General features: G+C 71.9%; 15 protein-coding genes. 6 read left to right on the forward strand and 9 right to left on the reverse strand.

From position 1 onward, the window contains the following. The 5 genes from GH723_RS06705 to GH723_RS06725 form a co-directional block, all read right to left on the reverse strand. Positions 1-819 (reverse strand): FAD binding domain-containing protein, encoded by an 819-nt coding sequence (locus GH723_RS06705; RefSeq protein ID WP_153758930.1) that lies wholly within the window; start codon positions 817-819, stop codon positions 1-3. Next, a complete protein-coding gene (locus GH723_RS06710) occupies positions 816-3,233 on the reverse strand; it encodes a xanthine dehydrogenase family protein molybdopterin-binding subunit (protein WP_153758931.1) in 2,418 nt (805 codons plus the stop codon). The genes GH723_RS06705 and GH723_RS06710 overlap by 4 nt, the downstream gene beginning before the upstream one ends. Next, on the reverse strand, positions 3,230-3,697 hold the full coding sequence (locus GH723_RS06715; protein ID WP_153758932.1) for a (2Fe-2S)-binding protein: 468 nt from the start codon (positions 3,695-3,697) through the stop codon (positions 3,230-3,232). The genes GH723_RS06710 and GH723_RS06715 overlap by 4 nt, the downstream gene beginning before the upstream one ends. A 91-nt stretch (positions 3,698-3,788) precedes the next feature. Then, positions 3,789-4,148, reverse strand: coding sequence for an MmcQ/YjbR family DNA-binding protein (locus tag GH723_RS06720; protein WP_229023138.1), 360 nt, complete (start codon positions 4,146-4,148; stop codon positions 3,789-3,791). Positions 4,149-4,258: 110 nt separating this feature from the next. Then, entirely contained in the window at positions 4,259-4,957 is a 699-nt protein-coding gene (locus tag GH723_RS06725) for an HAD family hydrolase (RefSeq protein ID WP_153758933.1), read from the reverse strand. 94 nt (positions 4,958-5,051) lie between these two features. Between GH723_RS06725 and GH723_RS06730 the strand changes: the two genes are divergently transcribed. From GH723_RS06730 to GH723_RS06740, 3 genes are all read left to right on the forward strand, one after another. After that, entirely contained in the window at positions 5,052-5,201 is a 150-nt protein-coding gene (locus tag GH723_RS06730) for a hypothetical protein (protein WP_153758934.1), read from the forward strand. 69 nt (positions 5,202-5,270) lie between these two features. Then, positions 5,271-5,669, forward strand: coding sequence for an antibiotic biosynthesis monooxygenase family protein (locus GH723_RS06735; protein ID WP_153758935.1), 399 nt, complete (start codon positions 5,271-5,273; stop codon positions 5,667-5,669). A 19-nt stretch (positions 5,670-5,688) separates the two neighbouring features. Continuing rightward, positions 5,689-6,051 carry a hypothetical protein gene (locus GH723_RS06740; protein WP_153758936.1) on the forward strand — a complete coding sequence of 121 codons (363 nt, stop codon included), beginning with the start codon at positions 5,689-5,691 and terminating at the stop codon, positions 6,049-6,051. Between the two features lie 386 nt (positions 6,052-6,437). On the opposite strand, the gene GH723_RS06745 is transcribed toward GH723_RS06740, so the two are convergent. The 4 genes from GH723_RS06745 to rpmB form a co-directional block, all read right to left on the reverse strand. Further along, a complete protein-coding gene (locus GH723_RS06745) occupies positions 6,438-6,872 on the reverse strand; it encodes an Hsp20/alpha crystallin family protein (RefSeq protein WP_153758937.1) in 435 nt (144 codons plus the stop codon). Positions 6,873-7,042: 170 nt separating this feature from the next. Then, positions 7,043-8,836, reverse strand: coding sequence for a phosphoenolpyruvate carboxykinase (GTP) (locus GH723_RS06750; RefSeq protein ID WP_153758938.1), 1,794 nt, complete (start codon positions 8,834-8,836; stop codon positions 7,043-7,045). 52 nt (positions 8,837-8,888) lie between these two features. Further along, positions 8,889-9,131, reverse strand: coding sequence for a cold-shock protein (locus tag GH723_RS06755; protein WP_153758939.1), 243 nt, complete (start codon positions 9,129-9,131; stop codon positions 8,889-8,891). Positions 9,132-9,284: 153 nt separating this feature from the next. Next, positions 9,285-9,479: a 50S ribosomal protein L28 gene (gene rpmB, locus GH723_RS06760; protein ID WP_153758940.1), complete on the reverse strand. Its 195-nt coding sequence runs from the start codon at positions 9,477-9,479 to the stop codon at positions 9,285-9,287. Positions 9,480-9,610: 131 nt separating this feature from the next. On the opposite strand from rpmB, the gene GH723_RS06765 reads away from it, so the two are divergent. Genes GH723_RS06765 through GH723_RS06775 form a run of 3 tightly spaced genes read left to right on the forward strand, consistent with a single transcriptional unit; the run spans position 9,611 to position 13,693 of the window. Beyond that, positions 9,611-11,263, forward strand: coding sequence for a DAK2 domain-containing protein (locus GH723_RS06765; protein ID WP_153758941.1), 1,653 nt, complete (start codon positions 9,611-9,613; stop codon positions 11,261-11,263). 1 nt (position 11,264) lies between these two features. Continuing rightward, positions 11,265-13,418, forward strand: a complete 2,154-nt coding sequence (recG, locus tag GH723_RS06770; RefSeq protein ID WP_153758942.1) for an ATP-dependent DNA helicase RecG — start codon at positions 11,265-11,267, stop codon at positions 13,416-13,418. Next, positions 13,415-13,693, forward strand: a complete 279-nt coding sequence (locus tag GH723_RS06775) for a hypothetical protein (RefSeq protein WP_153758943.1) — start codon at positions 13,415-13,417, stop codon at positions 13,691-13,693. The genes recG and GH723_RS06775 overlap by 4 nt, the downstream gene beginning before the upstream one ends. The last annotated feature ends 4 nt before the right edge of the window (positions 13,694-13,697 follow it).

A 13,697-nucleotide genomic window follows, 5' to 3' on the forward strand; every position in this document is an offset into this window, starting at 1 on the left:
TCAGGTGAGCGCGTCGAGCGCTCGCCTGGTGAGGACCCGGGCCAGGTGGCGCCGGTAGGCGACGTCGGCGTTGAGGTCGTCGACGGGGTCGGCCCCCTCGTCGGCCACCGCGGCGGCCTCGGCGTGGGACGCGCCGGATGCCAGCGCCGACTCCACCGCCGTCGCCCGCAGCGGGGTGGAGCCCATGTTCACCAGCGCGACGCCGGTGTGGCCGTTCTGCACCGCGACCGCGCCGACGATCGCCCAGTCCTGGGCCCGGCGGTTGAACTTCTGGTAGTTCCACCGGGCCCCTGGCGTCGCCGGCAGCTCGACCTCGACCAGCATCTCGTCGGGTGCGAGGGCGGACTCGAAGTAGCCGGAGAAGAAGTCGGCCGCCGGGATCCGGCGCTCGCCCGAGGGGCCGCGCGCCACGAGCGTGCCACCGAGGGCGAGCACCGCTGCGGGCAGGTCCGAGGCCGGATCGGCGTGGGCCAGGGTGCCCCCGAGGGTGCCGCGGTGGCGCACCTGGGGGTCCCCGACGACCGCGGCGACCCCGGCGACGAGCGGGCACTGGGCCGCGAGGACGTCGCTCGTCTCGAGGTCGTGGTGGCAGGTGAGGGCCCCGATCCGCACGACGTCGCCCTCGTGGCGGATGTAGGACAGGTCGTCGAGGCGGCCGACATCGACGAGGACGCTCGGGACCGCGAGGCGCAGCTTCATCATGGGCAGGAGCGAGTGGCCACCGGCGAGGAGCTTGGCCTCGTCACCGTGCTCTCCGAGGAGCGCGAGCGCGTGGTCGACCGACTCCGCACGCACGTAGTCGAACGTCGCAGGGATCATGCCTCCTCCTCCCGTGGGCTCGCCGCGTCCTGCAGCGCGCCCCAGACCCGCCGGGGCGAGGCCGGCATGTCCATGTCGGTGATGCCGTGGGGTGCGAGCGCATCGATGACCGCGTTCATCACCGCGGCGGCCGACCCGATCGTGCCCGCCTCGCCGATGCCCTTCACGCCCATCGGGTTGACCGGGCTCGGGGTGATCGTCGCCCCGAGCGTGAAGCTCGGCGCCTCGGCCGGCGTGGGGATCATGTAGTCGCCGAAGTTGACCGTCCGCAGCTGGCCGTCGTCGTCGTAGACCGCCTCCTCCCACAGGGCCTGGGCGACCCCCTGGAGGATGCCGCCGTGGACCTGGCCCTCGACGATCAACGGGTTGACCTGGTTGCCGCAGTCGTCCACCGCGATGTAGTCGCGCAGGTGGACCGAGCCCGTCTCGGTGTCGACCTCGACGACGGCCACGTGCGTGCCGAACGGGAACGTGAAGTTCGGTGGATCCCAGGTGACCTGGGCCTCGAGGTTCGGCTCCATCCCGTCGGGCAGGTCGTGGGCGGTGAAGGCCTCGAAGGCCACCGCGGCGAGCGCCATCTCCCGGCTCGGTGTGCCCTTCACGCGGAACGTCCCGTCGACCAGCTCGAGGTCGTGCTCGTCGGCCTCCATCTGGTGGGCGGCGATCCGTCGGGCCTTGTCGACCACCCGCTCGGTCGCGTGCCAGATCGCGGTGCCGCCGACGGCCAGCGAGCGCGAGCCGTAGGTGTCGAGCCCGAGGGGCGACACCGCGGTGTCCGAGTGGAGCACCTCGACCTGGTCGGGGTCGATCCCCAGGCGGTCGGCGACGAGCATCGACCAGCTCGTCTCGTGGCCCTGGCCGTGCGGTGCGGTGCCGGTGATCACCTGCACGACGCCGGTGGGGAGGATCCGCACCGTGGCCGACTCCCAGCCGCCCGCCGAGTAGTTGAGCGAGGCGAGCACCCGGCTCGGCGCCAGCCCGCACATCTCGACGTAGGTGCAGAGGCCGATGCCGAGCTCGACGGTGTCACCCCGGTCCCGGCGCTCCTCCTGCTCGGCCCGCAGGGCCTCGATGTCGGCGAGCTCGAGCGCCGCGGTCAGGTTGGTGTCGTAGTCGCCGCTGTCGAACTCGAGGCCCGCCGCTGACGCGTAGGGGAACTTCTCGTTCGGGATGTAGTTGCGGCGCCGGATCTCCTCGGGCGTGATGTCGAGCTCGCGCGCGAGCGCGTCGATCGCCCGCTCGATCGCGTAGGACGCCTCCGGGCGGCCCGCGCCGCGGTACGCGTCGGTCGGCACCTTGTCGGTGAAGAGCCCCGTGCACCGGAACGAGTAGGCGGGGATGTCGTAGACCCCGTGGTACAGGAACGCACCGAGCAGCGGGATGCCCGGCGTGACCAGCTGGAGGTAGGCGCCCATGTCGGCGAGCAGGTCGACCCGCACGGCGGTGATGGACCCGCGCTCGTCGGCGGCGAGCTCGATGCGCTGCACCTGGCCGCGCCCGTGGATCGTGGCCTGGGCGGCCTCCGAGCGGGTCTCCGTCCAGCGCACGGGCACGCCGAGCCGGTGGGCGAGCGCAGTGCACAGCACCTCCTCGGCGTAGACGTTCAGCTTCGAGCCGAAGCCGCCGCCGACCGACGGGGCGATGACGCGCACCTTGTGCTCGGGGAGCCCGCACGTGATCGCGAGCATCACCTTCAAGATGTGCGGGATCTGCGTGGCGCTGTAGACGGTCATCTCCCCGCCGTGGGGCGACGGCACCGCCACGACGCCGCGAGGCTCCATCGCCCCGGGGATGAGCCGCTGCTGGACGTAGCGCTCCGAGACGGTGTGGGCCGCCGCAGCGAATGCGGCGTCGACGGCGGCCTCGTCCGGCTTCAGCTCCCACACGTAGGAGACGTTCGTGCCGAGGTCCTCGTGCACCAGCACCCGGTCGGTGGCCGCGTCCTCGAGGTCGACCACCGCGTCGAGCGGCTCGTAGTCCACGACGACCTGCTCGGCGCCGTCGATCGCCGCGGACCGGCTGTCGGCGAGCACGACGGCGACGATGTCGCCCACGTACTTGGCCTCGCCCGCGGCCACCGGGTGGTGCGTCGGGTTGCGCATGTCGTCGGTGACCGGCCAGGCGCAGGGCATCGGCGCCGCCCAGTCGTCGGCCAGGTCGGCGCCGGAGAACGCGTGGCGCACGCCGTCGACGTCGAGCGCGCCGGCGACGTCGACCGAGACGATGCGGGCGCGGGCGTGGGGGCTGCGCACGGCGCACATCCAGAGCGCCCCGGGCACGACGAGGTCGTCGACGAAGCGCGCCTCGCCGGTGAGCAGCTCCGGGTCCTCCTTGCGCAGCCGGCGCACCCCGAGGATCGAACCGGCCGAGGTGGCGCTCGCCGGCAGGTCGATGCGGTCCTCCGAGATCGTCACGACGCACCTCCCGTCTCGGCGGCGGCCAGCACCGACCGCACGATGTTGTGGTAGCCGGTGCAGCGGCACAGGTTGCCCTCCAACCCGTGGCGCACCTCGTCCTCGGTGGGGGAGGGATGCTCCTCGAGCAGGGACACCGCCGCCATCACCATGCCGGGGGTGCAGAACCCGCACTGCAGCCCGTGGTTCTGCCGGAACGCCTCCTGCATCGGGTGGAGGGAGCCGTTCGACGCCAACCCCTCGATGGTGGTGATCTCCGCCCCCTCGGCCTGCACCGCGAGCACCGTGCAGGACTTCACGGACCGCCCGTCGAGGTGCACGGTGCACGCCCCGCAGGAGGACGTGTCGCACCCGACGTTCGTGCCCGTGAGCCCGAGGCCCTCGCGGAGGTGGTGGACGAGCAGCGTGCGTGGCTCCACGTCACCCCGCACCCGTTCGCCGTTGACGGTCATCTCGACCTGCATGGCGCCCCCTCGTGTGAGCTGCCCTGTGGCAGTGGTCACACTCTCGCGCGATCGTGAACGCCGTGCTCGGGGGAGCGTGCGGGGTGCTGGCTCAGCCGTCGAGCTGGGCGACGAGCTTCTTGGGTGCGACCGTCCGGTAGGCCTCCTCGCACACCGCGGCGATCTCGTCCCAGTCGACGTCGCCGTCGAGGCGCACGCCGAGCCAGCCGCGGTGGCCGACGTAGGGCGGCCGGAAGAACCGCTCGGCCTCCGTCGTCGTCAGCTCCTCCTGCGCCCCGGGCGGCGCCGCGCACCAGAGGTGGGGGAGCTCGTCGTCGTGGTGGCCGTCGGGCCACAGCATGACGAACTGCTTGCGCACGAAGAACGACGGCGCACCGTGGCTCAGCTTCTCGGTGACCTCGGGGAACGCGAGGCAGATCTCCCGGACCCGCTGCTCGATCTCGTCGCTCACGCCGCGGACCGTACGCCCCCATGGGGAGCTGCACCACCCCGTGACGCGTCCCGACTCCCCATGGTCTGCGCACGAGCCGGAAGGGGCGCTCGGCGAGGCGGCGATCAGGATCAGTGAGCGGCCAGGCGGTCGAGCAGCGCGGGCACGTCACGGAGCGAGTCGAGCGCGGTGAAGCGGTCGTGGTCGACGTCCGGCTCGGCCACCTCGAGCTCCCAGGTGACGTGGTACGGCACGTGTGCCGCCCACCCGCCGATCGCGAGGACCGGCGCGACGTCGCTGCGCACCGAGTTGCCGACCATGAGGAACTCCTCGGCATCGACGCCGTAGCGACCGAGCACGCGCTGGTACGTCGCCTCGTCCTTCTCGGCGACGATCTCGATCCCCTCGACCCGCTCGGCGAGCCCCGATGCCGCGACCTTGCTCTCCTGGTGGAACAGGTCGCCCTTCGTCACGATGACCAGCCGCACCCGCCCGTCGAGCGCGTCGACCACCTCGGACACGCCCTCGAGGAGCTCGACCGGGTGGGTCAACAGCCCCTTGCCGTGGTCGATGATCCGTTGGATCTCGGCGACCGAGACGCGCCCACCGGACACCTCGATCGCGGTCTCGATCATCGACAGCGTGAAGCCCTTCACGCCGTAGCCGAACAGGGCGAGGTTGCGGCGCTCGGTCTCGAGCATGCGTCGCCGCAGGTCGTCCGGGTCGGCGTACGGGGACAGCAGCTCGGCGAGGGACTCTTCGGTCACGGCGAAGTGCGATTCGCTGTGCCAGAGGGTGTCGTCGCCGTCGAGCCCGAGGAGTCGGATCATCGGGCGAGTCTGCCCGCCGCGACGGGGTGCTCGGTCGCGATTCGGGCCGTTCGGCCTGGTGCGGTGTGACCAGCGTCTCGTCTAGCGTGGCGACATGGCCGAACGACCCGAGGACGCACCGAACCCGCCGAAGCTGGCCCGCCGAGCGCCGGTCACCGAGAAGGTCGCGATCGAGACCGAGCAGCCCGAGGTCGTCGACAAGGTGGCTGCGCTCCTCGGCAAGTGGGCCGAGGAGGACCGGTAGCTCGTCGGCCTCCGCAGCCCCGATCGCGAGAGGTTCGCACCGGTCGGCACGGGACCTAGCATCGGTCACGTGACCGTCATCAAGATCAACGCCATCACCGTCCCCGCCGACAGCGGCGACGAGCTCGCCGAGCGCTTCGCCGCCCGGGCCGGGGCCGTCGACGACCAGGACGGCTTCGAGGGCTTCGAGCTGCTGAAGCCCACCGACGACCGCACGACGTGGCTCGTCGTCACCCGGTGGCGGGACGAGGAGTCCTTCCAGGCCTGGGTGAGCTCGCCGGCGTTCGGTGCCGGCCACCGCAGCGAGGCCGGCTCGGGCGACGAGGGCGGCGGCCACCCCCACGGCGGCGACCACCCCCACGGCGGGGACCACGGCCACGGCGGCGGCGAGGGCGCGCAGCGGCCGGTCGGGATCTCGAGCGAGCTGTGGTCCTACGTGATCGCCGGCGGCTCGAACCCGTCGCGCTGACCGCCACGGCCCGCCGGTCGTGACCCTGCGCGACCTCCACGTCGACTGGTCGTGGGTCGTCGTGGTCACCAACGCCGTCGCCGGCGTGTGGGCGCTCGGCGCCCACCGCTGGGCACCGCTGCGCCACCCGGCGATGTGGTGGTTCACGATCGCGGCCGAGGTGACGATCGCCGTGCAGGTGGCGCTCGGCGTCGCCCTCGTCGCGGCGCAGGGCTACGAGGTCGAGCAGTTCCACGCCTTCTACGGCTTCGTCGCGCTCGTCACCGTCGGCCTCGTCTACAGCTACAAGGCGCAGATCGACCCCTGGCGCTACGTGCTCTACGGGTTCGGCGGCCTGTTCCTCATGGGCCTGGCCATCCGCGCCATGACGCTCCCCGCCTGACTCCTGCCGCGTCGCGCGGGTCGCCGGGTCCTGGTGTGCACATCCGACCACGACGTCCGCTCGCCCGACGAGGTGGTCGGGACGGTCGCGGCCGCGCGTGCCGCCGCGATCGCCCGGCCGGCGTGACGAGACCGCGCCACGCCGAGGCCACGTCCAGCGCCTCGCCGTCCGATCTGGGTACGGATCGCGACAGCCAGGGTCGCGAGATGTACCCAGATCGGTCGCCCACGCCGGGCGGCAGCCGCCTGGGCGATCCCGGTACGGATCGCGACAGCCAAGGTGGCGATCCGTACCCAGAACGGGCCCGCGATCGCCGCGTGGGGCGAGTGGAGCGGCGGGGGAGGGGGTGGGGCGGGCCGGCCGGACGGAGGACCCGCCCCATGGCCTCAGGCGGTGGTGGCCTCAATGGCGTGGGCCTCGGGCGTGGCGCCCGCCACCTCGACCTTCCGCGGCTTGGCCGTCTCGGCGACCGGGATGGTGATGGTGAGCACGCCGTCGCGGTGGTCGGCGGAGATCGTCGAGGTGTCGAGGTTGTCGCCGAGGAACAGCTGACGGGTGAAGGTGCCGAAGCGCCGCTCGGACGCCAGCACCTCGTCGCCGTCGTGCTGCTCGGGGCGCCGCTCGGCCTTCACGGTGAGGACGTTGCGCTCGACCGTGAGGTCGATGGCGTCGGCCGACACGCCCGGGAGGTCGACCGACACGACGACGGTGTCGCCGCGGCGGACGGCGTCGAACGCCAGCGCCGGCGGGGCGGTGGTGCGCCCGACGATCTCGTCGAACGTGCGATCGATGTCGCGGAACGGATCCCAACGAAGGAGCATGGTTCGCCTCCTCTGTGCAGTCACCTGTCGGACACTGTCATCATACGCAGGAAACCTCACAACGCAACGCTCAACTTCGTCGCATCCGTCACGGAGGCCGGTACGCGACGACGGGGCCCCGGAGGGCCCCGTCGATCGGCGTGCAGGTGGGAGGCTGGAGAGCCGGTGCGTCAGCCTCGGGCGAGGCGGTCCTCGAGGTCGTCGAGCTGGCTCCGCAGCTCCTGCGGGAGACGCTCGCCGATGAACTCGAAGTGGTCGTGGATCAGCGGGATCTCGCCCTTCCACGAGTCCTTGTCGACCTCGAGCAGCTGCTCCATGGTGTTGCGGTCGACGTCGAGCCCGTCGAGGTCGAGGGCGTCGACCGTCGGCACGAACCCGATCGGGGTCTCGGTGGCGTCGGCCTCGCCGGCGACCCGCTCGAGGACCCACTTGAGGACCCGGATGTTGTCGCCGAACCCGGGCCAGAGGAACTTGCCGTCCTGGTCCTTGCGGAACCAGTTGACCCAGAAGAGCTGCGGCAGCTTGTCGGCCTCGGTGGCCTCACCGATCTCGAGCCAGTGCCGGGCGTAGTCGCCGGCGTTGTAGCCCATGAAGGGGAGCATCGCGAAGGGGTCGAAGCGCACCTCGCCGATGGTGCCGGCGGCGGCCGCCGTCTTCTCCGACGACATGATCGAGCCGAGGAACACGCCGTGCTCCCAATCCCGTGCCTGGGTGACGAGCGGGACGTTCGTGGCGCGGCGGCCGCCGAAGAGGATCGCCGAGATCGGGACGCCGGCCGGGTCCTCCCACGTCGGCGAGATCGAGGGGCACTGCGACGCCGGTGCGGTGAAGCGGGCGTTCGGGTGGGCGGCCGGGGTGTCGGAGGCGGGCGTCCAGTCGTTGCCCCGCCAGTCGGTCAGGTGCGCCGGCGGCTCCGAGAGGCCCTCCCACCAGACATCGCCGTCGTCGGTGAGCGCCACGTTGGTGAAGATGCAGTTGGCGTCGAGGGTGCGCAGGGCGTTGGCGTTGGTGTCCTCGCCGGTGCCCGGAGCGACGCCGAAGAACCCGGCCTCGGGGTTGATCGCCCGCAGGCGCCCCTCGTCGTCGAACTTCATCCAGGCGATGTCGTCACCGACCGTCTCGACCGTCCAGCCGGGCAGCGTGGGGATGAGCATCGCCATGTTGGTCTTGCCGCAGGCCGACGGGAACGCGGCGGCGACGTACTTCGTCTCGCCGTTCGGCGGGGTGACACCGACGATGAGCATGTGCTCGGCCATCCAGCCCTCGTCGCGGGCCATGGTCGACGCGATGCGCAGGGCGAAGCACTTCTTGCCGAGCAGCGCGTTGCCGCCGTAGCCCGAGCCGTACGACCAGATCTCGCGGGTCTCGGGGAAGTGGGTGATGTACTTGTTGTCGGCGTCGCAGGGCCACGGCACGTCGGACTCGCCGGGCTCGAGGGGAGCGCCGACCGAGTGCACGCACGGGACGAAGTCGCCGTCGCCGAGGACGTCGAGCACCTTCTGGCCCATGCGGGTCATGATCCGCATGTTGGTGGCGACGTAGGCCGAGTCGGAGAGCTGCACGCCGATGTGGGCGATGGGCGAGCCGAGGGGGCCCATCGAGAACGGGATGACGTACATCGTGCGGCCCTTCATGGCGCCGCGGTAGAGGCCGAGCAGCTCCTCCTTCATCTCCGCCGGAGGTCGCCAGTTGTTGGTGGGCCCGGCGTCGATCTCCTCCTCGGAGCAGATGAAGGTGCGGTCTTCGACCCGGGCGACGTCGCCGGGGTCGGAGAGGGCGAGGTAGCTGTTCGGGCGCTTGGCCTCGTCGAGCGTCCGGAACGTGCCGGACTCCACGAGGAGCTGGCAGAGGCGCTGGTACTCGTCGGCGGATCCGTCGCACCACTCGACCCGGTCGGGCTGGAGGATCTCGGTCCACTCGTCGACCCATGCGACGAGCTTGGCGTTGGTGGTCGGTGTGCTCACGGCTCTGTGTACCTCTCCGACGTTCTCTTGTGGGGGTGGGGTGGCGGTGAGGTCAGGCCTCGCCGTCGGGGAGCTCGGGAGTCCCCATGTCGACCTCCGACCCCAGGCCCAGCCGGGTGGCCCGGCCGTCGGCGTCGAGGTCGAAGTTCACGCGCTGACCCTGGCGCAGCATGCGCAGGATCGACCCGTCGAGGGCTCCCGGAGCGAGGTCGAACTCGTCGAGGTCGGTGTCGCGGATCACCACTCCGTCCCTCGACACCGGGTCGTAGGACTTGATCACACCTTGCACCGTCATCGCTCCTGGAGGCCGTCCAACGTGGTCCGTCGAGGCTACCCCCACGGTGCACGAGGGACCCAAACGGCCTCCGGACGCGCCACGCCCGCCCCTCGAGCCGACGGATCGGTGCGGGGCGGGCGGTGGATCGTGCTGTGCTGTCGGCCGGTCCGGCTAGCGGACCGCCTTCTGGATCTTGCCGGACTTCAGGCAGCCGGTGCAGACGTCGACGCGCTTGGTGGTCGAGCCGACCACGGCGCGGACGCGCTGGATGTTCGGGTTCCACCGACGCTTGGTGCGACGGTGCGAGTGGCTGAGCTGCATGCCGAACGACGGCTTCTTGCCGCACACCGAGCAGACGGAGGCCATGGGGACACCTCAAGGGAGGATGAGGGCGAACAGGGACGAGGGGCGATGCTACCAGCCGGGCCGTCGGCTGCACCACGTCGGGGGCCACGTCGGTGTCGGATGGGAACGCCTCTTCACTAGTGTCGCACCTCATGACCGTGCTCGAGAGCCTGGATGCCGCCGCGCTCGGCGACGTGATGGCCCGCTTCCGCGACGCGCTGCGCGCCCACCAGGCGGCCATCAACCGGCTGAACGTCTACCCGGTCCCGGACGGCGACACCGGCACGAACATGGCGCTCACGCTCGAGTCGGTCGTCGCCGAGATGGACGGGGCGGGCGACGACCTCGCCGCGGTCTGCCAGGCGATCAGCCACGGGTCGCTCATGGGTGCCCGCGGCAACTCCGGCGTGATCCTCTCCCAGGTCATGCGGGGCTTCACCGGTGTCGTCCGCGACGCCGGCACCGTCGACGGCCAGGTCGTCGCCCAGGCGCTCGTCGCCGCCGCCGAGTCCGCCTACGGCGCGGTCATGCGCCCGGTCGAGGGCACGATCCTCACCGTCGTGCGCGAGGCCTCCGAAGCGGCCGCGGCCGCCGCCGGCCGCGGCGCCTCGCTCGTCGAGGTGCTCGACGCGGCGCGGCAGGAGGGCGGCGAGTCGCTGTCGCGCACCCCGCAGCTGCTCCCCGTGCTGGCCGAGGCCGGCGTCGTCGACGCCGGCGGGTCGGGGTTCCTGCTGCTCCTCGACGCCATGCTCCACGTCGTCGACGGTCGTCCCGTGCCCGAGCCGACCGAGGACGAGGGCATCGTGTCCGACCACCCGCACCTCGTCACCGAGCACGGCCACCACGACCACGACGACGTCGGCGACCTGCGCTACGAGGTCATGTACTTCCTCGAGGCCCCCGACGAGTCCATCCCCGCGTTCAAGGACGTGTGGGCCGGCATCGGCGACTCGATCGTCGTCGTCGGTGGCGACGGCATCTGGAACTGCCACATCCACACCGACGACATCGGTGCCGCGATCGAAGCCGCCATCGACTGCGGGAAGCCCCGCAACATCCGGGTCACCGACCTCTTGGAGCAGGTCGAGGAGGAGCGGTGGGTGCGCGACGCCGCGGCCGTGCCCGGCGAGCCTGCCGCCGCGCCCGAGGTGCCCTGCGCGGTCGTCGCGGTGGCCACCGGCGGCGGGGTGCGCCGCCTGCTCGGCTCGCTCGGCGTCCACCACGTCGTCGCAGGCGGGCAGTCGATGAACCCCTCGACCGCCCAGCTCCTCGAGGCCGTCGAGGCCGCCCCCGCCGGCGAGGTCGTCATCCTCCCCAACAACAAGAACATCGTCGCCGTCGCCAACCAGGTCGACGCCCAGACAACGAAGACGGTCACCGTCGTGCCCACCCACAGCGTCGCCCAGGGCCTCGCCACGCTGCTGGCCTACGACCCGCACTCGACGGCGGCGGCCAACGCGTCGTCGATGGCCGAGGTGGCGTCGGGCGTGACGATCGGGGAGGTCACCACGGCGGTGCGCGACTCGACCTGCGACGCCGGCCCCATCACCGCCGGCGACTTCATCGGCATCGCGGCCGACGGCATCCTCGCCGTCTCGACCGAGCTGGCCTCCGCCGCCATCGGACTCCTCGAGCGCATCGTGCACGACGAGCACGAGATCGTCGGCATCCTCGAGGGCGAGGGTGCGACGGCGGCGGTGACCCGACGCATCACCGAGTGGCTGCGGGAGCACCGCCCCGAGATCGAGGTCGAGATCCACAACGGGGGCCAACCTCTGTACCCGTACCAGTTCGGCGTGGAGTGACGTGGCCCGCAGCCTCGGACGACTGGCGGCCATTCCCGTCACCGAGCTGAAGGGCGTCGGCACGGCGAAGGCGTCGTCCCTCGAGCAGGTCGGCATCCACACGGTGCTCGACCTGCTCACCACCTACCCGCGCCGCTACGTCGATCGCACGCGCGAGGCGCGGATCGCCGACCTCGTCGAGGGGGACGAGGCGATGGTCGTCGTGCGCGTCACCCGCTCGTCGTCACGGCGGACCCGCAACCGCAAGGTCATGGTCACCGCGGACGTCACCGACGGCGAGCGCACGCTGCGCGCCACCTTCTTCAACCAGCCCTGGCGGGAGCGCCAGCTCTCCCCGGGCACGCAGGCGATCCTCTTCGGCAGGTTCGAGCGCTACGGCGGGCGACCTCAGATGACGAACCCCGTCGTCGACCTCATCGGCGACCGCACCGGCCGGATCATCCCCGTGTACCCGCAGTCGGAGAAGGCGGGGCTGATGTCGTGGGACCTCGCACGCTGGATGGACGAGGTCCTCGAGCGGGCCGGCGAGTTCGCCGATCCGGTGCCGCCGGCGGCGCTCGACCGGTTCGGTCTCATCGGCCGCACGGCGGCGTTCCGGCAGATCCACGCGCCCGAGTCGATGGCCGAGGTCGAGTCGGCGCGGCGGCGGCTCGTGTTCGACGAGCTGCTGCGGGTCCAGCTGTCGCTGGTCGAGCGCAAGCAGCGCCTCGAGTCGGAGTCGCCCGGGATCGCCCACGCCGTCGACGCCCTCCCGATGCTCGACCGGTTCGTGGTCGACCTCCCGTTCCCGCTCACCGGTGCCCAGCAGCGGGTGATCGAGGAGATCCGCGCCGACATGGGTCGCCCGCGCCCCATGCACCGGTTGCTGCAGGGCGACGTCGGCGCGGGCAAGACGCTCGTCGCGGTGGCGATGCTCCTCGTCGCCGTCGAGGGCGGGCACCAGGGCGCGCTCATGGCGCCCACGGCGGTGCTCGCCGAGCAGCACGCCGCTGGCGTCCGGGCGCTGCTCGACGGCGTCGAGGTCGACGACCCGGGCACGCTGCTCGCACGACGCCCGCTGGCCGTCGAGCTGCTGACCAACCGCACCACGGCGGCCGAGCGCCGCAAGATGCTCGCCCGGCTCGAGGCCGGTGAGGTGGACGTGCTCATCGGTACCCACGCGCTGATCCAGGAGGGCGTCGAGTTCCGGTCCCTCGGTGCGGTGGTCATCGACGAGCAGCACCGGTTCGGCGTGGAGCAGCGCGCCGCCCTGCGGGCGGCCAACGCCGACGGCACCGTCCCCGACGTCCTCGTGATGACGGCCACCCCGATCCCGCGGACCGCGGCGATGACGGTCTACGGCGATCTCGACGTGTCCGTCCTCGACGAGATGCCACCCGGCCGCACGCCGATACGCACCGAATGGGTCGAGGTCGGCGCCGAGGGCGAGGTCGAGGGCCAGGAGACGGCCGCCGAGCTGGCGATGTGGCAGCACGTGCGCGACGAGGTCGCCGACGGCCGCCAGGCCTACGTCGTGTGCCCCCTCGTCGAGGACTCCGAGAAGGTCGAGGTCGCGTCGGCGGAGGCCACCTACGAGCGGCTCCAGGGCGGGGAGCTCCACGGTCTGCGCCTCGGGCTGCTCCACGGGCGCGTCCCGCCCGCCGACAAGGAGCAGACGATGGAGGCGTTCCGCCGGGGCGAGCTCGACGTGCTCGTCGCCACGACGGTGATCGAGGTCGGCGTCGACGTCCCCAACGCGACGGTGATGGTCGTGCTCGACGCCGACCGCTTCGGGATCGCCCAGCTCCACCAGCTGCGGGGGCGGGTCGGCCGCGGGGCGGCGCGGTCGCACTGCTACCTGGTCGGCAGCGGCGCCACCCCGGATGGCCGCGCGCGGCTCGAGGCGCTCGTGCGCAGCACCGACGGCTTCGAGCTGGCCGAGATCGACCTCGACCTCCGCGGCGAGGGCACCCTGATGGGGGAGCGGCAGAAGGGCCGCAACGACCTCAAGCTGGCGTCGCTGCGCCGCGACCGAGACTGGGTGGTGAAGGCGCGCGAGGTCGCCATCGACGTGATCTCCGCCGACCCCACCCTCGAGCACCACCAGGGCCTCGCCGACGAGCTGCCCCTGTTCCTCGGCGACGACGAGTCCTCGGAGTTCCTCCTCAAGTCATGAGCACGCCTCCCGGCTTCCCCGACGGCGACGACCCGTTCGAGCCCACGGGCAAGTGGGCGAGCCCGGCGATCTACGCGCGCAACTGGCGCCAGATCCTCCTCGTCGACGCCTCGCTCGGTGTGCTCGTCGCCCTCGTCGGCGTGGCGTCGATGGTGTGGTGGAACGTGTACGTCGGCGCGTTCGTCGCCGCGCTCGGGCTCACCTACGTGGTCGCGGTCGGTCGACGCTTCCTCCAGTGGCGGTGGCTCCGCCGGCGCGCCGGCCTCGACACCTGACCTG

The sequence above is a fragment of the Actinomarinicola tropica genome (assembly GCF_009650215.1).
Taxonomy (GTDB): Bacteria; Actinomycetota; Acidimicrobiia; order Acidimicrobiales; family SKKL01; genus Actinomarinicola; species Actinomarinicola tropica.